At 69.0% G+C, this 15,606-nt stretch carries 17 protein-coding genes, 1 tRNA gene and 1 pseudogene; 9 read left to right on the forward strand and 10 right to left on the reverse strand.

The genetic code is table 11. The features are described from left to right. Window positions 1–299 precede the first annotated feature (299 nt). The 6 genes and pseudogenes from ABIH81_RS09110 to ABIH81_RS09135 form a co-directional block, all read right to left on the reverse strand. Window positions 300–896: an L-dopachrome tautomerase-related protein gene (locus tag ABIH81_RS09110; protein ID WP_349879882.1), complete on the reverse strand. Its 597-nt coding sequence runs from the start codon at window positions 894–896 to the stop codon at window positions 300–302. Window positions 897–973: 77 nt separating this feature from the next. Beyond that, window positions 974–1,399, reverse strand: a pseudogene (locus ABIH81_RS09115) (L-dopachrome tautomerase-related protein); the annotation flags it as partial. 31 nt (window positions 1,400–1,430) lie between these two features. Beyond that, entirely contained in the window at window positions 1,431–2,606 is a 1,176-nt protein-coding gene (locus tag ABIH81_RS09120; RefSeq protein WP_349879883.1) for a zinc-dependent alcohol dehydrogenase, read from the reverse strand. Beyond that, window positions 2,603–2,983: a hypothetical protein gene (locus tag ABIH81_RS09125; RefSeq protein WP_260041791.1), complete on the reverse strand. Its 381-nt coding sequence runs from the start codon at window positions 2,981–2,983 to the stop codon at window positions 2,603–2,605. Before ABIH81_RS09125 ends, ABIH81_RS09120 begins: the two co-directional genes overlap by 4 nt. 594 nt (window positions 2,984–3,577) lie before the next feature. Continuing rightward, window positions 3,578–4,000 (reverse strand): hypothetical protein, encoded by a 423-nt coding sequence (locus ABIH81_RS09130; RefSeq protein ID WP_260041793.1) that lies wholly within the window; start codon window positions 3,998–4,000, stop codon window positions 3,578–3,580. After that, complete coding sequence (locus ABIH81_RS09135; RefSeq protein ID WP_349879884.1) at window positions 3,925–4,734, reverse strand: alcohol dehydrogenase catalytic domain-containing protein; 810 nt, start codon at window positions 4,732–4,734, stop codon at window positions 3,925–3,927. Before ABIH81_RS09135 ends, ABIH81_RS09130 begins: the two co-directional genes overlap by 76 nt. A gap of 153 nt (window positions 4,735–4,887) precedes the next feature. Between ABIH81_RS09135 and ABIH81_RS09140 the strand changes: the two genes are divergently transcribed. From ABIH81_RS09140 to ABIH81_RS09150, 3 genes are all read left to right on the forward strand, one after another. After that, a protein-coding gene (locus tag ABIH81_RS09140) for an IS3 family transposase (protein WP_349879885.1) occupies window positions 4,888–6,086 on the forward strand; the annotation gives its coding sequence in 2 pieces (ribosomal slippage) (window positions 4,888–5,176 and window positions 5,176–6,086; 1,200 coding nt in all). Between the two features lie 46 nt (window positions 6,087–6,132). Continuing rightward, window positions 6,133–6,876, forward strand: coding sequence for a TMEM175 family protein (locus tag ABIH81_RS09145; protein ID WP_349879886.1), 744 nt, complete (start codon window positions 6,133–6,135; stop codon window positions 6,874–6,876). Window positions 6,877–7,010: 134 nt separating this feature from the next. Then, window positions 7,011–7,418, forward strand: a complete 408-nt coding sequence (locus ABIH81_RS09150; RefSeq protein WP_260041797.1) for a DUF2267 domain-containing protein — start codon at window positions 7,011–7,013, stop codon at window positions 7,416–7,418. Between the two features lie 101 nt (window positions 7,419–7,519). On the opposite strand, the gene ABIH81_RS09155 is transcribed toward ABIH81_RS09150, so the two are convergent. Beyond that, complete coding sequence (locus ABIH81_RS09155; RefSeq protein WP_349879887.1) at window positions 7,520–8,362, reverse strand: aldo/keto reductase; 843 nt, start codon at window positions 8,360–8,362, stop codon at window positions 7,520–7,522. 240 nt (window positions 8,363–8,602) lie between these two features. Between ABIH81_RS09155 and ABIH81_RS09160 the strand changes: the two genes are divergently transcribed. The 4 genes from ABIH81_RS09160 (at window position 8,603) to ABIH81_RS09175 (ending at window position 11,689) form a co-directional block, all read left to right on the forward strand. Next, on the forward strand, window positions 8,603–9,184 hold the full coding sequence (locus tag ABIH81_RS09160) for a type 1 glutamine amidotransferase domain-containing protein (protein ID WP_349881049.1): 582 nt from the start codon (window positions 8,603–8,605) through the stop codon (window positions 9,182–9,184). Window positions 9,185–9,421: 237 nt separating this feature from the next. Continuing rightward, on the forward strand, window positions 9,422–10,342 hold the full coding sequence (locus tag ABIH81_RS09165; protein WP_349879888.1) for an SRPBCC family protein: 921 nt from the start codon (window positions 9,422–9,424) through the stop codon (window positions 10,340–10,342). After that, a complete protein-coding gene (locus tag ABIH81_RS09170) occupies window positions 10,339–11,514 on the forward strand; it encodes a zinc-dependent alcohol dehydrogenase (RefSeq protein WP_349879889.1) in 1,176 nt (391 codons plus the stop codon). The genes ABIH81_RS09165 and ABIH81_RS09170 overlap by 4 nt, the downstream gene beginning before the upstream one ends. Window positions 11,515–11,607: 93 nt before the next feature. Then, window positions 11,608–11,689, forward strand: a tRNA-OTHER gene (locus ABIH81_RS09175). Between the two features lie 99 nt (window positions 11,690–11,788). Here the strand turns inward: ABIH81_RS09175 and ABIH81_RS09180 are convergent. After that, on the reverse strand, window positions 11,789–12,193 hold the full coding sequence (locus ABIH81_RS09180) for a hypothetical protein (protein WP_349879890.1): 405 nt from the start codon (window positions 12,191–12,193) through the stop codon (window positions 11,789–11,791). Between ABIH81_RS09180 and ABIH81_RS09185 the strand changes: the two genes are divergently transcribed. After that, a complete protein-coding gene (locus ABIH81_RS09185; RefSeq protein WP_349879891.1) occupies window positions 12,185–12,538 on the forward strand; it encodes a flavin reductase in 354 nt (117 codons plus the stop codon). The two genes, ABIH81_RS09180 and ABIH81_RS09185, sit on opposite strands and share 9 nt — an antisense overlap. 24 nt (window positions 12,539–12,562) lie before the next feature. Then, a complete protein-coding gene (locus tag ABIH81_RS09190; RefSeq protein WP_349879892.1) occupies window positions 12,563–13,591 on the forward strand; it encodes an aldo/keto reductase family protein in 1,029 nt (342 codons plus the stop codon). Window positions 13,592–14,018: 427 nt separating this feature from the next. Here ABIH81_RS09190 and ABIH81_RS09195 read toward each other — a convergent pair whose 3' ends face one another. Continuing rightward, complete coding sequence (locus tag ABIH81_RS09195) at window positions 14,019–14,477, reverse strand: excalibur calcium-binding domain-containing protein (RefSeq protein ID WP_349879893.1); 459 nt, start codon at window positions 14,475–14,477, stop codon at window positions 14,019–14,021. Between the two features lie 434 nt (window positions 14,478–14,911). After that, complete coding sequence (locus tag ABIH81_RS09200; RefSeq protein ID WP_349879894.1) at window positions 14,912–15,520, reverse strand: class I SAM-dependent methyltransferase; 609 nt, start codon at window positions 15,518–15,520, stop codon at window positions 14,912–14,914. Window positions 15,521–15,606: the final 86 nt, after the last annotated feature.

The raw sequence follows: 15,606 nt of genomic DNA on the forward strand, positions 1-15,606 counted from the left end.
ACGCTGGTCAGCGCACGTCCCAGCCAGGCGTTGGCGCCCGGCTGCACCCGCAGTGAACATGGGTCGGCCGCGTCACTCACGCCTGTCTTCCCGTCAGCAGAGCCCGCGTGATCATCCCGCGCGTGCGCACTCCGAGGGGTACGGAGGGCCCGAGGGGGGGGGCGAGCGCGGCCCACCCGGCTGGCCGGGGACACCTAACTGGTCGTCGCCACCTGGAACGCTTCGCCGTACCACCGCCGCAGATCCCGCGACCCCTCGATCAGCCCCAGCTCAGAACTTCCGGCCGGTCGTCGGCCAGCTCAGCGCAGCAGGACCGGTCCGGCGTCGATGCGGGTGCGGAACAGGGCGTACGGCTTGCGCCGCAGATCCTGTCCCCGCTGGTACTTCGGCTGCCGGTGCAGCTGGTTCGCGGTGACGTAGAGGTGGCCGTCCGTGGCGACGGACATGGTGTCCGGCCAGAGCAGACGGGGATCGTGCACGACGGTCTCGTACTCTCCGTCCGGCCGGCGGCGCAGCACGGCGTTGTTCTCGTACGAGGTGAGGTAGAACCGGCCGGCGTCGTCGGTCTCCAGGCCGTCGGAGCCGCCGCCCTTGTCACCCTCGTCCGCCACCGTGGCGGCGACCAGGTCCTCGGTGAGGTCGCGGTCGGCGAGCGCGTCTGTGGCGACGCTGCACCAGCGGCGGGAGGCGAGGGGACAGTAGTGTAGCCGGGAGCCGTCGGCGGAGATGGCGATCCCGTCCGACCCCATCGACAACGGCTTCGGCGCTCCGTCGGCCGGGCGTTCCAGGAACGGCCGTCCCTCGACGACAGGCCGGTAGGTGGACAGCGGTTCGGCCTTGGTGGACGGGTGGTCGTGCAGCCGTCGCCAGGACGCGCCGCTGGCCAGGTCGACCACGACGATCCCGTTCGGCCTGAGTCCGAGGAGTCGGTGATGTAGGCGATCCCGGCGTCGCCCCTGCGCAGGTCGAACCGCACGTCGTTGAGGTAGGTCGAGGGCAGCGCGACGTCGGTCGGGAAGGTGATGACCTGGGCGACGGAGTTGCTGTCCAGGTCGACGCGGACCAGTTTCGGCCCGCCCGGCTTCGTGGGCTGAAACATCGGGCTGCCGGTGTCGAGCACCCAGAGCCGGTCGGCCGGGTCCACCAGGATGCTCTGCACCGAGACGAACGCGCCGGCGTCGTCGTTCCCGGCAGGCTGGTTCCAGGCCTGGTCCGGGAAGGGCACCTCGCGGCCGTCGCGCAGCTCGACCACCGTGGCGGGCACCTCGTCGCCCCACTTGGGGAAGTTCACGAAGATTCGGCCGGTGTGCGAGACGCTCACCCAGGTGGGCATGGGTCCGGTGAAGGTGTGCACGAGTTCGAGGTCGCCGACGGGTTCGTCGGCCAGGGGCCCGTTCATCCGCTGCTCCTCACTGTCGGTGCACTGCCGATCATCGGGAGGGCTCGAAGACGGCGCGCACGTAGCCGTCGAGCTTGTTCTTGAACATGTTGTATCCGTGCGGTGCCTCGTCGAGCGGCATGGTGTGTGTCGCGAGGTGTTCGGTGACCAGCTCGCCGCGTTCCATCCGTTCGAGCAACATCGGGATGTAGCGGTGTCCGTGCTGTTGGGCGCCGCGCAGGGTGAGGCCCTTGTTCATCAGCGCCCCGAGCGGGAACTTGTCGACAAGGCCGGCGTAGACGCCGAGCAGGAACACGCTGCCGCCCTTGCGGCAGTGGTAGACGGCCTCCCGGGCGGCGATCGGACGGTCCGATTCCAGGCGCAGCTGCTGTTTGACCTGGTCGTACAGGTATTGCGGTCCCGTGCTGTGGGACTCCATCCCCACCGCCTCGATGCACACGTCAGGCCCGCGCCCGCCGCTGCGTTCCAGCAGCTCACCGCCGACGTCCTGGGTCTGGTAGTTCAGCGTCTCCACGCCCAGGTACTTCTCCGCCATCTGCAGCCGATTGGCGAACCGGTCGATGATGATCACCCGCTCCGCGTCGAGCAGGACCGCCGCGCGTGCGGCCATCTGGCCCACCCCGCCCGCGCCCCACACCGCGACCACGTCACCGGCCTTGACCCCACCGAGGTCCGCGCCCATCCAGCCGGTCGGGGCGGCATCGGAGGCGAAGAGGGCACGCTCGTCGCTCACCCCGTCGGGGACGGTGAAGGCCCCCTGGTCGGCGTAGGGAACGCGGATGTATTCGGCGTGGCTGCCCGCGAAGCCGCCGAGCGCGTGGGAGTAGCCGTAGCAGCCGCCGGGTGCGAAGCCCCAGACGTTCTCGGTGATCGTCGGGTTGGTGTTGCCGTTGTCGCACAAGGAGTACTGCTGCTGCCGGCAGTACCAGCAGCGGCCGCAGGAGACGAACGAGCAGACTACCACCCGGTCACCCACCTTGTGCTCACGCACCTGCGGGCCGACCTCGACCACCTCGCCCAGGAACTCGTGTCCGAGGACGTCGCCCCGCTCCATGAACGGGATGTACCCACCCAGCAGGTGCAGGTCGGAGCCGCACGTCGCCGTCTTGCGCACCCGGATGATGGCGTCCTGCTCGTTGCGCATCGTCGGGTCCGGAACCTCGTCCACCGACAGTTCGTTGACGCCTTGCCACAGCAGTGCCTTCACAGTCGCCCCTCCCGGCGCCCCTGCCGCGTCGCCATCTGCAGCGGTTTGTTGACCGCCGTCGTCTGGGTGGTGGGTGGAAAGTCGGGGTGCAGCACTTCGCCGGTCTCCAGCAACTGCTTCGCCTCGCGCAGTGCGGCGCGGATCGCCTGGTTGGGGTCCCGACCCGCGAGTCGCCTGGCTCCCTCGGTCACCGGCGACTGAGCGCCGTCACGCTGCCGTACCGCCAGCTCGACGCCGCGGTCAGCCGGGGCGCGGCGGATCTGCACCTCCACGGCGTCACCGAGACCGGCCAGTGGCTCCGGAAGTGGCGACTCCGGGGTCAGCTCGTCCTGGGCCGGGTTCACGGTCACCACGTGCCACCGCGGTTCGCGTCGCATCAACGGGGCTCGCTGCCAGGGCCCTTGCCGGCCTGCCGGAAGTAGGAACCTGCGGAGGGCCAGCCCTCCGATCGCGATGACCCCCGCCTTGACCAATGCCCTCATGTGCGCCCCTAGTCGACCCACCCGTCGCCGCATCTGCCCGAGCGGCGACTCCGTCAGGTACAAACCCTGTCATATCGGGCCAGGCTCACGCTGACGATTCCCGCGGACGGTAGGGGCAGTGGTACGGGCGACACCGCGCGGGCGGAGGACGTCACCGCTCGACGAGCAGCCGAGCCGCGAATCCGTCATCCAGCGACCGGCGGAGTGGCGGCCGCCTCAGACGCGGTGCGCCGGGGCCGGCGGCCGGCTCACGTCCGCGGCGGTCAACCGGAAGCATGACGACGACCACCGGGAACCGGGCCCGTCACGACCATCGGCAGGCGATGCGGCGGCAGCTGCGTACGACGGTGTGGGAGACCGGGACGGCCAGGGCCGGTCCTCGATCCACCTGCGACTCGTGCAGCGCCTGCCTTCCTCAGGTGACCAACGTGACGGAGGCCGCACCCACACCGAGTGCCGCCTCCGCGCGTCATGGGACCAAAGCCCTGGTCAGCCTCTGCCGTCCGGGTGCAGTACCACCTTGGTCCAGCCGTCGTTGCGGGAGTCGAAGTTCCGATACCCCTCCGGTGCCTGGTCCAGCTTCAGCTCGTGCGACACCAGGAAAGAGGGCTCGGCCTTGTGGTTCGCGATGAGGTTCATCAGCTGCCGGTTGTAGTTCTTCACGTTGCACTGACCGGTGCCCATGCTCTGTCCCTTGAACCAGAACATGCCGTAGTCGAACGGCGCCTTCCCCTGTTTCTGCAACGGGTCCGGGGATCCCGGGTCCTTCGGGAAGAACACGCCGACCACGCCGATCGTGCCGCCGAACCGCACCGAGTGCACGAGATTGTTCAGGGTCAGCGCCGACTTCTCCTGGCCACTCGGGTCGTGCGCCTGGTGACCGACGGCCTCGCAGCCGCGGTCCGCGCCCATCCGCCGGTCTGCTCCAGGATCTGGTCCACCGGCGACACCTTGGAGTCGTCGATGGGAATGGCGCCGATCTGTTCCGCCAGGCGCAGCCGGTCCGGATGCCGGTCGACCACCATCACCTTGTTCGCACCCTTGATGATCGCGGAGTACGCGGCCAGCAACCCGACCGGTCCGGCACCATAAACTGCGACGCTGTCGCCCGGCTGCACACAGGCGAGCTCGGTGGCGTGCCAGCCGGTGGGGAAGATGTCCGAGAGCATCACGTAGTCCTTCTGCCTGCTCATGCCCCGGGCGTCCGGCGGCAGGACCAGGCAGTTGAAGTCGGCCCACGGCACCCGCAGCAACTCGGCCTGACCGCCCGCGTACGGACCCATGTCGGCGTAGCCGTAGGCGGCACCGGCCATGCCGGGCGCCGGGTTGGCCACCAGACAGTACGCGGTCAGCCCCTGGTTGCAGTTGGCGCAGGCGCCGCAGGAGACGTTGAACGGCGGGCAGACAATGTCGCCCACCTTGACCAGGTCGACCCCTTCGCCGACCTCGATGACCTCACCCATGTTCTCGTGCCCGAGCACCATGCCCGGCTGCAGATCCGTGCGCCCGTCGTACATGTGCAGGTCGGACCCGCAGATGTTCGTCGTCGTGATGCGTACCAAGGCGTCCGTCGGTCGTTCGATCCTGGCGTCCGGCACCTCCTTGACGCTGACCGTCCGTGGCCCGTCGTACACGACTGCCTTCATTCACTACCCCCGCGTGAAGATTCCCCTACCGCGGCTCCAAGACCGCCTGGCAGTCGAATTCTTGCAATCCGCTTCCCCCGGGAGTTGCCCCCTGGTCCTGGACACTTGAGCCTTGGATCGTGATGGTCCGGGGAGATCAGGAGTCCCTGACAGATGGTGAACAAGCACTACCCCGCCGAGTTCAAGGCCGACGCGGTCGCGTTGTACCGGTCTCGGCCGGGGGCGACGATCGCGCAGATCGCTGACGATCTGGGCGTCAATCGGGAGACGTTGCGCAGTTGGGTCCGCGCCGATGACCAGCATCGGGGTGCGGCGGCCGCGCCGGCGGGGTCGCCGGCGGCCGGCTCGGTGGAGGACGAGAACGCCGCGTTGCGGCGGCGGATCCGGGAACTGGAGGAGGAACGGGACATTCTGCGGAAGGCGGCCCGTTATTTCGCCGGGGAGACGCGCTGGTGAACCGCTTCCAGTTCGTCGCCGACCACCAGCAGCGCTACGGCGTGAAGCGGTTGTGTCAGATCCTCGGGGTGTCCCGCTCGAGCTTCTACTACTGGCGGTCCACCGCGTCCGCCAGGGCAGGGCGTGAGGCCGCGGACGTCGCTCTCGCGGCCCGGATCCGGGCGGTGCACGCCGCTCACGACGGGACCTACGGCGCACCACGGATCACCGCCGAACTCCGCGATGCCGGGCAGCTGGTCAACCGTAAGCGAGTCGCGCGGGTGATGCGCCGCTTCGGCGTACAAGGGCTGCGGTTGCGCAGGCGAACTCGTACGACGGTGCCGGACCCGGCCGCGGCGAAGGCACCCGACCTGATCGGCCGGGACTTCACCGCCGGCGCGCCGAACCAGCGCTACGTCGGCGACATCACCTACCTGCCGGTCGGAGACCGCGGCTTCCTCTACCTGGCCACCGTCATCGACCTGCACTCCCGCCGCCTCGCCGGCTGGGCGATCGCCGATCACATGCGCACCGACCTGGTCATCGACGCTCTCCATGCAGCGCAGCGCACCAGGGGCAGCCTCGACGGGGCGATCATGCACACCGACCACGGAGCGCAATACACCTCTCGGGCCTTCGCCGCCGCCTGCACCACCGCAGGGGTCCGGCAGTCGATGAGCGCGGTCGGTAGCTCCGCCGACAACGCCGCCGCGGAGTCGTTCAACGCGACCTTCAAACGCGAGACCCTCCAGGGCCGCCGCGCCTTCATCGACGAACGCGAAGCCCGACTCGCCGCCTTCCGCTGGCTGCACCGCTACAACACCGTTCGACGCCACTCCAGGCTCGGACAGCAATCACCGATCACCTACGAGAAGAACACCCGCCCAGCGCCAGCTACGCTGGCCCCGGCCGCATAACCCCCGTGTCCAGGATCAGGGTCAAGCCCCCCCCACCTCATGATCCGTGCTTTTCGTCAGGTTGATTGAGGCGGTTATCGCGGGCGTCGGTGGGTTGCCGCCGGTCGTGAGTAGGCCAACCGACGACCTCGGCACCCGGTCGGACACCAGCCGTGCCATAGCGTTCAGCGACGCCGTCTTGGCCATCATCATCACGCTGCTGGTGGTGGATCTCCGGGTGCCGGAAGTACCGCCCGGCCGCCTGCTGTCGGGGCTGCTGGAGCAGTGGCCGGGTTACGCCGCCTATCTCGCCTCGTACGCCTACGTGGCCGTCGTCTGGCTGAACCACAAGGGCGCGTTCAATCGCATCAGGGAGAGCGATCGGGGACTGCACTGGGTGAACCTTTTCGTCCTGTTCACCACCGCGCTGCTGCCGTTTCCGACCGCCGTCGTCTCGGACGCCTTGCAGGAGCACGACCAGCAGGACCAACGCGTGGCCGTCGCCTTCTACGCGCTGATCGGCGCGCTGCTCTGCGTGAGCTGGCTGACGTTCTTCCACTATCTGTCCCGGCGCAAGGACCTACTCAGGGAAGGGGTGAGTGAGGGGCACTTCCCCGCCGAGCGGGTGCGGGCACTCGTCGGGGTCATCCTCTACGTCGCCGCAGGGCTCATCGGCTACCTGGTGGCACCGCTCGCCGGCCTGGCGATCTTCGTCGTGCTGCCGGTGTTCTACGCCGTCACCAGCGCCGGTCTGAACCAGGCGCCTCTCATCCGCCGGATCGTGCGTCGCCCCCCGGGATCGGGGAGCTGACGGTCAGCCGACCGGCTCGGAGCCCTCGTCGGGATCGCCCTCCGCCACCACCACCGCGCTGCGGGAGGGCGAACCGCCGTTTCACCCCGGCGGGTGCGGGTACCCGCCGTGATCCGTCCGAAAGGGGATCCCAGGTGAACTACACCGAGTTCATCCAGTCCGTGGCAGCACGACCGAAGGTTCCACCGGGGCAGGCGGAGCCGATCACCCGCGCCACGCTCGAGACGTTGGCGGAAAGGATCACCGGGGGCCAGGCGAGGGATCTCGCCTCCCAACTCCCTCAGGAACTACGAGGGCTGGTGGCCAGGCCCACCGAAGATCCGGAACGGTTCGGACTGGCCGAATTCCTCGAACGGGTGCAGTCACGGGCCGGGGTGGATCGCCAGGTGGCCACCGACGGAGCACGGGCCGTGCTGGACACCCTTCGTGAGTCGATCAGAGCGAAGGAGTACGGGGACGTCGTCGACCAGTTGCCGCAGGAGTTCTGGCAGTTGACCGGGCCGAGGGCGGAACGGCTCCAGACCCGCCGGGTCGGCACCTAGCTGAGCCGGGGCGCCCGCGCGGACCCCACCAGAAAGCTTGGATTCCTTATGCGGACGGCGCCGACCTCGGCCGGCGCCGTCCGCATGAACGGTCGGCGACGCTACAGCATCTCCAGCGGTTGCGGGCCGGTCGGCGGCGGGAACGCCGTGTCGAGTGCCGCCATGTCCTCCTCGCTCAACTGCAGGTCGCGCGCTTCCGCGTTCTCCCGGGTGTGTTCGGGATTGGACGACCGAGGGATGGCGGCAACCCTGTCCTGCCGCAACACCCAGGCCAGCGCCACCTGAGCGGGCGTGACCCCGTGCCGGGCGGCGGTCTCAGCGACCTGGGGGTGGCCGAGCAGCCGGCCCTGCTCGATCGGCGAGTACGCCATCACCGGGATTCCGTGTTCGCGTAGCCACGGCAGCAGGTCGTACTCGGGACCGCGGCGGGTGAGGTTGTACAGGATCTGGTTGGTCGCGCAGGAGTTCCCGCCCGCCTCCAGGAGATCCGTCATGTCGGAGACATCGAAGTTGCTCACGCCCCACTGCCCGATGTCGCCGGCGTCGACGAGTTCGGCGAACGCCTCGATCGTCTCCGCGAGTGGATGCGAGCCGCGCCAGTGCAGGAGGTAGAGGTCGATGTGGTCGACGCCGAGTCGTTGCAGGCTGCGGCGGCAGGCCTGCACCGTACCGCGTCGGCTGGCGTTGGACGGGAGCACCTTGTCGACCAGAAAGACGTCGTCACGTCGTCCGGTGATCGCCTCGCCGACGAGTTCCTCGGAGGCGCCGCCACCGTACATCTCCGCAGTGTCGATCATGGTCATGCCCAGGTCGAGCCCGATGCGTAGGGCGGCTATCTCGTCCTGCCGCCTCTCGGGGCTCTCCCCCAGGTACCAGGTTCCCTGGCCGAGCACGGGCATCGTCTGGCCGGACGGTAGCTCGATCGCGTTAAGAGCGAGGGTCATGTCGTAACCTTTCCGGAGCAGCCTGGGCACCAGTGGGTTGCCTGCGTTACCCGCTGCGACAGGCAGCACACCTCGTAGCGGACCTTCTCCGCCCGGGTCCTCGCTACGCGGGCAGGTGGCCACAATTTCCGCCCTCAAGTGATGTTCGCCGGTCTGTTTGCCCGTGCCCGCACCGGGAAGGCGACCGCGTTCGAGCGATGCGCCGCCGGCGGGGCGGCGCCGCGAGGGGGAGGCCGAGAAATGGCGCAGAGCCAGCAGCCACTGACCGGCAAGCGAGTCGCTTGCCTCGCCGCGGACGGGGTGGAGGATGTGGAGTACACCCAGTCCCGGGCCGCCGCGGAGCAGGCGGGGGCCGAGGTCCACCTGATCTCGTTGCAGTCCGGCGAGATCCAGTCGATGAACCAGGACATCAATCCGGCCAACCGCTATCGGGTGGACCGGACCCTGGACGAGGCCGATCCGGGGGACTACGACGCCCTGTTGCTGCCGGGCGGGACGGTCAACCCCGACCGGCTCCGGATGAACCCACAGGCGATGGACTTCGTCCGGGCGTTCTTCCAACAACAGAAGCCGGTGGCAGCGATCTGCCACGGACCCTGGTCGTTGGTCGAGACCGGAATGGTCAAGGGCCGGACCGTCACCTCGTTCCCCAGCCTGCGCACCGACATCCGCAACGCCGGCGGAACCTGGGTGGACCAGCAGGTACAGGTCGACAACGGACTGGTCACCAGCCGCAACCCCAGCGACCTTCCGGCCTTCTGCGCCAAGATGGTCGAGGAGTTCGCCCAGGGCGAAGACGTCCGCCGAATGGCGACGGCCTGAGCCCTGCGGCGACCGTCCCGACGGCCGGAATGCCACCGCTCCGCCTGACAGCGGCTGGTTGAGGTGGTTTCAGAGGGGTATTCCCGGCCCTCACGGGTCGCGCCCGACCGTCGTGAATCGGAATCTCGGCCGGGGTGCGACCGGATACGGAGGCTACCTGTGACTGGACTGGCAGTCCGAGAGACAGCGAAGGCCAGGCAGGACGAGGTACGGCGGCGGGGACGCGGGCTCGGCTGGATGAGTCTGGGTCTGGGCGTGGCGCAGCTGGCGGCGCCGGACACTGTGCGCCGGATCAGCGGCGTGGACGACTCCGCGACGTCCCGGGCGGTGGTGCAGCTGGTCGGGGCGCGGGAGCTGGTACACGCAGCCGGGCTCCTGACGAGCCGGCGGAAGGGCATCTGGGCGTGGACCCGCGTCGTGGGCGACGCGATGGACCTGGCCGCGCTCGGACTGGCCATCGCCCACCGCGGCGGGCGCCGCCGGCGACGCCTCGTCGGTGTCACGGGCGCCATCATCGGAATCACCGTGGTCGACCTGCTGACGGCCGCGCAGGCGACCCGGTCGAGACAAATCGGCTCAGTGCGGGCGGCACGGGGTTCGCGCGAAGGAGGATCCATGGAGCTGACAGCCACCACGACCATCCGCAAACCCCCGCCGGAGGTCTACGCGTTCTGGCGTGACCTCGACAACCTCCCGACGTTCATGGCACACCTGAAGGAGATCCGCTCCACCGGCGACCGTACGAGCCATTGGTCCGCCAGCGCCCCGTTCGGCAAGAACGTCGAGTGGGACGCGGAGATCGTCGACGAGGCGGCCGGCGAGAGGATCGCGTGGCGGTCGACCGGCAAAGCCGACGTGCCGAACTCCGGCACGGTCCGGTTCGTGCCCGCCCCGGACGGTGTCAGCACCGAGGTGCACGTCGTCATGTCGTACGACATTCCTGGTGGTGCGGTCGGCAAGGTGGTCGCCAAGTACTTCGGCGAGGAGCCACACCAGCAGCTCGACGATGACCTGCGCCGGCTCAAGCAGGTGCTGGAGACCGGCCAGGTGGTCCGGTCCGAGGGCGCCCCGTGGGGCAAGCGGGCCCGCAAGGAGTTCCCGCAGCGGCCGGCGCAACCGCCGTCGGATTCCGACCTCGCGAAGGGAGCGGACGCGTGAGGGCGAACACCTGGGCGGGCCGCAACAAGGTCAAGGTCCGTGACGTACCGGACCCGAGGCTGCTGAACGAGCGCGATGCCATCGTACGGATCACCTCCACCGCGATCTGTGGCTCGGACCTGCATCTGGTCGATGGGTACGTGCCCACGATGCAGGACGGCGACGTCATGGGTCACGAGTTCATGGGCGAAGTGGTCGAGGTCGGCCGGGGCGTCGACCCCGCTCGGCTGCGCGTCGGAGACCGCGTCGTCGTTCCGTTCCCGATAGCCTGCGGCGCGTGCGGCGCCTGTGCCGCCGAGCTGTATTCCTGCTGCGAGAACTCCAACCCCAATGCGGGGATCGCGGAGAAGATGTTCGGCCACCCGGTTTCCGGGATCTTCGGCTATTCGCATCTGACCGGCGGCTTCGCCGGCGGTCAGGCACAGTACGCGCGGGTGCCGTTCGCCGATGTCGGTCCGCTGAAGATCGAGTCCGATCTGACCGATGAGCAGGTGCTGTTCCTCTCGGACATCCTGCCCACTGGATACATGGGCGCCGAGATGTGTGACATCCAGCCCACCGACGTGGTGGCGGTGTGGGGCGCCGGCCCGGTCGGCCAGTTCGCCATGGACAGCGCCCGGGTGCTCGGCGCCGCGAAGGTCATCGCCATCGACAAGGAGCCGTACCGGCTGCAGATGGCCGAACGGGCGGGCCACACGCCGGTGAACTTCGAGGAAGTGGACGTGCGGTCCCGGTTGCTGGAACTGACCGGTGGGCGGGGACCGGACAAGTGCATCGACGCGGTCGGCATGGAGGCCAGCCACGGCAGCGCGCCCCTCCACGCCTACGACCGGGTCAAGCAGGCAGTCCGCTCGGAGACCGAGCGCCCGCACGCGCTGCGGCAGGCGATCTTGTCGTGCCGGAGCGGTGGCGTCGTCTCGGTGATCGGCGTGTACGGCGGGCTGATGGACAAGTTCCCCGCCGGCGCCTGGATGAATCGGTCGCTGACTCTGCGTACCGGTCAATGCCACGTGCAGCGCTACATGAAGCCGCTGCTGCAGCGCATCGAACGTGGCGAAATCGATCCGACCCGGGTCATCACCCACACCCTGCCGCTCGACGAGGCGGAACGCGGCTTCGAGATGTTCAAGAACAAGGAGGACAACTGCGAGAAGGTGGTCCTCAAACCTTGACCATTGACGGCGGCCGCCGTGCCGTTGGAACCGTCACCAGTCTGGTGGTCGGGTTCCTCGCCGAGCCGTCCCTGGCCATCCTGCTGCGCGGCCCGCCCGGGGCGCAGCGTAGAGAGCATCTGATGGGTTCGGGCTACGGATCAGAAGGGTAGGGGTTCGAGTCCCTTCGGGCGCGCTTACACGATCAAGGCCTCTGGCCAGAGTTTCCACTGGCCAGAGGCCTTGATCTTTTCTGCGGCCTGGGACAGCGCCCGCAGCACGGCAGCCGGTCGGATCAGACCGATACCCCAGGACGTCGTCGACGAACCTGGCCTTTGACGAACTCCAGTCGGTCGCACGTCCTCTCCAGGACGGTCGCCCTGGCCTCCGCGTCGTCCTCGCTGAAGGCGCGCTCACGCCCGAAGGCCAGAACCATGTCGAGGCACCGGTAGGTCATCTCACCCGATGTGGCGACGGCGGCCGGGATCAGGAAGTGTGCGTCCGCCAAGTCGTCCAGCAGGTAACCGGCGTCCGTGGTGGAAGTTCCCTCCAGCGCGGCGGCCGTGTCGGCGGTGAGTTCCGCGCAGCCGAGTAGGCCGATCTTGCGCAGGAGTCCTCGCGGCCTGGCACCCAGCGCGCGGTAGCCACGCTCAAGAACCGCCCGCACCGTACGGTCGCCGATGGTGAGTTCGTGGAGCAACCGGTCGCGGTCGGCGAGCCGTTCGGCGACTCGCCTGATCGAGCCCTGCCCGATGATGATGCGCGACATCGCGGTCTGGCACATCTGTTCGCGTCCACGGCCACCGACAAGTTTCAGGGCGCCTGGACAAGGCTGGTGCCGGACGGCTGTCCCGTCCTGCCGGACGCCGTGTTCGCGATGGAGTGCCTCGTCCACAGTACGTTCACGGCCGGTGACCATGAGGTGATCATCGGAGCGGTCGAGGCGGTCGCCATCGGTGATGAAGAGGCCATAGTGTTCCACAACAGAGCAATGCGCCACCTCGGTGAACCGATGTCGGCAGAGCCGGTGGCGGTGCGTCCCTGAACCCACGAGAGGCTGGACAGATCCATGGAGCATCGTCGGCTCGGTCGTAGCGGCCTGATGGTCAGCGAGATCACCTATGGCAACTGGCTGACTCACGGCGAACTGGCCGGTCGTAAGGAGGCGCTGGCCTGCATCCGGGCGGCGCTCGACGCGGGGATCACGACCTTCGACACCGCCGACGTGTACGCCCAGGGGGCCGCCGAGGAGGTGCTCGCGGAGGGTCTGCGCGGGGCGAGGAGGAGCTCCCTGGTGATCACGAGCAAGGTCTGCCTGCCCACCGGCGACGGGCCGAACGACAAGGGGTTGTCCCGCAAGCACGTCATGGAGTCCTGCGAGGCGTCCCTGCGGCGACTCGATACCGACTACCTCGACGTCTACCAGGCCCACCGCTTCGACGAGAGCACTCCGCTCGACGAGACCCTGATCGCCTTCGACGACCTGGTTCGCCAGGGCAAGGTTCTGTACCTGGGTGTCTCCGAGTGGACCGCGCCGCAGATCGAGGCTGCTTTCACCATGGCGGAGGAACTCGGGCTGCGGAGCCGGATCGTGTCCAACCAGCCGCAATACAACATGCTCTGGCGGGTCATCGAGCCGGAGGTTCTTCCGCTCTGCACGCGCCAGGGTGTCGGCCAACTCGCTTTTCAGCCGCTGGCTCAGGGTGTGCTCACCGGAAAGTACCGGCCCGGTCAGGCCTGGCCCGAGGGTTCGCGGGCGGCGTCGGGCGGTCGAGCTCCCCGGTTCATCAACCGGGTCCTGGGCGAGAAGGTGCTCCTCGCCGTCGAGGAGTTGCGTCCGGTCGCCGAGGCGTCCGGGCTGTCCCTCGCGCAGCTCGCCATCGCCTGGGTGCTGAGTAGGCCCGGAGTCGCCTCAGTCGTCATGGGGGCCACCAGGCCGGAGCAGATCAGGGAGAACGTGACGGCCACGGGGAAGCCGCTCGACGAGGGCGCGCTGAGTCGGATCGACGAGGTGCTCGGCGGACTGGTCGATCGTGATCCGACGAAGACGGCCCAGATGATGGCGGTGAAGCCGGACTGGGCCGGATCAGCTGGCTAACTCCGGCGCGAGCGGGGTATGGCTCGCGCAGTCCACCGGTGGTTGGCCGGCCGCATGGGCCGGCCAACCACCCGGCGGTGCACCCGATGAGTCGACGGCATCACGGCTCGGTGCGGAGCAGGCCGACGACGAACACACGCGACCGCCACGACGATCCACGGGACTGCCGTCCCGATCCACGGCCTGAGGTCACCGGGCTCACCCGGGGCGACCCTCGATCTCGATCCTTGATCACCCCGCCGGCCGTCACGGACAGCGCCGCCCGCAAGCGGATGAGGAACATCCACCGCCGCAATCCATCTGGATCGGGAAGGCGCGCTCAGTGCCGACGCCCACATGGCGCAGATCGAGCACGCCCGACGGGCGTTCGACGCCGAGCTGGAGTGACGACCGGGGCGCACCGAACGGTCCGCCCCGGTGCCGCGTCTCACTCGCAGACCGTGCCGTCGTTGTTCCGGTCGATGTACCAGTAGTACTCGGGATCCTTGCCCTGCCGGTACGGGCCGTACCCGTTGGCGTTCGCCTCCTTGCAGGTGCTGAAGCGCGGGTCGTTGCCACCGCCGCCCGAACTGCCGCCACCGCCCGTGCTGCCGCCTCCGGTGCTTCCGCCGCCGGAGTCGCCGTTGCCGCCACCCGGCTCACATGCCTCGCCGTCGAGGTCACGATTCAGCCCGGTCCGGTACCCCGGCTGGCCGCGTAGCAGCGGCGCCTTGCCGGCTGCCCGTACGGCATCGCAGTTCTTGTAGTAGACGGCGGGCGCCGTGGTCTTGCGCGGGCCCGGCTTCGACGCGGGCTTGGCCGGCGCGGCCGTGGTGGGTGAGGGCGACGGCTCCGGCGACAGGGTGCCGGCCTCGGCCGTGGGGACCGTGGTGGTGGGCGCTGCCACGGTCGGCACCTCCTGGGCGACGGCCTTCTCCGGTGCCGTGTCCGGTTCGGTGACCGGGCCGGCGGCGATGCCGATGCAGCCGGGACTCGGCCCAGGCCGCCGAGCCGGTCACCGGGCCGATGCCGTTCCGCACCACCTTGTTGACGGTGTTGACCAGCGCCAGCGCGGTACGGCTCGTCTTGTCGTCGTGGTCTCCGAGGGCGGGCTGCTCACTGTCGAGCCGCGATTCGGCGGTGTCATCCATGGCGAATCACTCCAGCCGTAACGATCACCGCTGTCAACAGGACTGTCGTCCGTCACTCACGGCTGTCCGTCGACAGTGAATCAGGCGTACGGCCGGGCGGGTGGCCGGCGGCGACCCGACGACGATCCCGAGGTTCCGGGCGCGGCGGCCCGGCCTGGGTCACGACGCGTCTGGAGCGACGGTCGGGCGATCAACCGCCGGCCGCGACGGCCGCGACGGCGGCGTGCGGCCGGTGGGTCTCGTCGTCCAGGCGCGTCAGGCGCTCGACCTCGGCGAACCCGGCCTGCCGCAACCGCGCGGAGAACTCGTCCACCGGCCAGCGGTACGCGGTGGCGACCTTGTGGTCGAAGGCGCCCAACTCGTCACCGACGAAGATGCCGACCACGAGCGGTCCACCCGGGACGATCGCGCGGCGGAACTCGGCCAGCACCGCGTCGAGATCCGGTGGCGGGAGGTGGATCAGCGAGTACCAGGCGAGGATGCCGGCGACGGAGTGATCGGGGACGGCGAGGTCGTCCAGCGACCCGAGCCGGTACGCGCCGCCCGGGTGCGTCGCCCGCGCGTGCGCGACGAACTCGGGAACCATGTCGATCCCGGTGGCGTCGACGCCCAGCGAACGGAGGTGGTCCGTCAGGTGACCGGGCCCGCATCCCAGGTCGAGCACCGGGCCGGTTCGGACGGTCAGGTGACGGCCGATGAGGGCGAGGTCGTCCGCGTGCACATGCCCGGTGGTGCCGATCAGTTCGATGTAGAGCGTCGCGACCGCCCCGTACGCCTGCCGTACCCGTGTGTGGTCCACCCGTCGACCATAGCGCTCGGGCGCCTTGGCCGCATTTACCGGATGAATGAGATGAATGAATGGAAAAGTCGTCGCAAAGCCGCCTC

The sequence above is a fragment of the Micromonospora sp. HUAS YX12 genome (genome assembly GCF_040215685.1).
Classification (GTDB): domain Bacteria; phylum Actinomycetota; class Actinomycetes; order Mycobacteriales; family Micromonosporaceae; genus Micromonospora; species Micromonospora tulbaghiae.

Excerpts from the sequence above, each read along its gene's own strand:
- ABIH81_RS09125 (WP_260041791.1), bottom strand. The coding sequence starts at position 2,983 with ATGCGACGCGAACCGCGGTGGCACGTGGTGACCGTGAACCCGGCCCAG.
- ABIH81_RS09130 (WP_260041793.1), bottom strand. The coding sequence starts at position 4,000 with ATGGGCGCGGACCGCGGCTGCGAGGCCGTCGGTCACCAGGCGCACGAC.
- ABIH81_RS09135 (WP_349879884.1), bottom strand. The coding sequence starts at position 4,734 with ATGAAGGCAGTCGTGTACGACGGGCCACGGACGGTCAGCGTCAAGGAG.
- ABIH81_RS09155 (WP_349879887.1), bottom strand. The coding sequence starts at position 8,362 with ATGACCCTCGCTCTTAACGCGATCGAGCTACCGTCCGGCCAGACGATG.
- ABIH81_RS09160 (WP_349881049.1), top strand. The coding sequence starts at position 8,603 with ATGGCGCAGAGCCAGCAGCCACTGACCGGCAAGCGAGTCGCTTGCCTC.
- ABIH81_RS09165 (WP_349879888.1), top strand. The coding sequence starts at position 9,422 with ATGAGTCTGGGTCTGGGCGTGGCGCAGCTGGCGGCGCCGGACACTGTG.
- ABIH81_RS09190 (WP_349879892.1), top strand. The coding sequence starts at position 12,563 with ATGGAGCATCGTCGGCTCGGTCGTAGCGGCCTGATGGTCAGCGAGATC.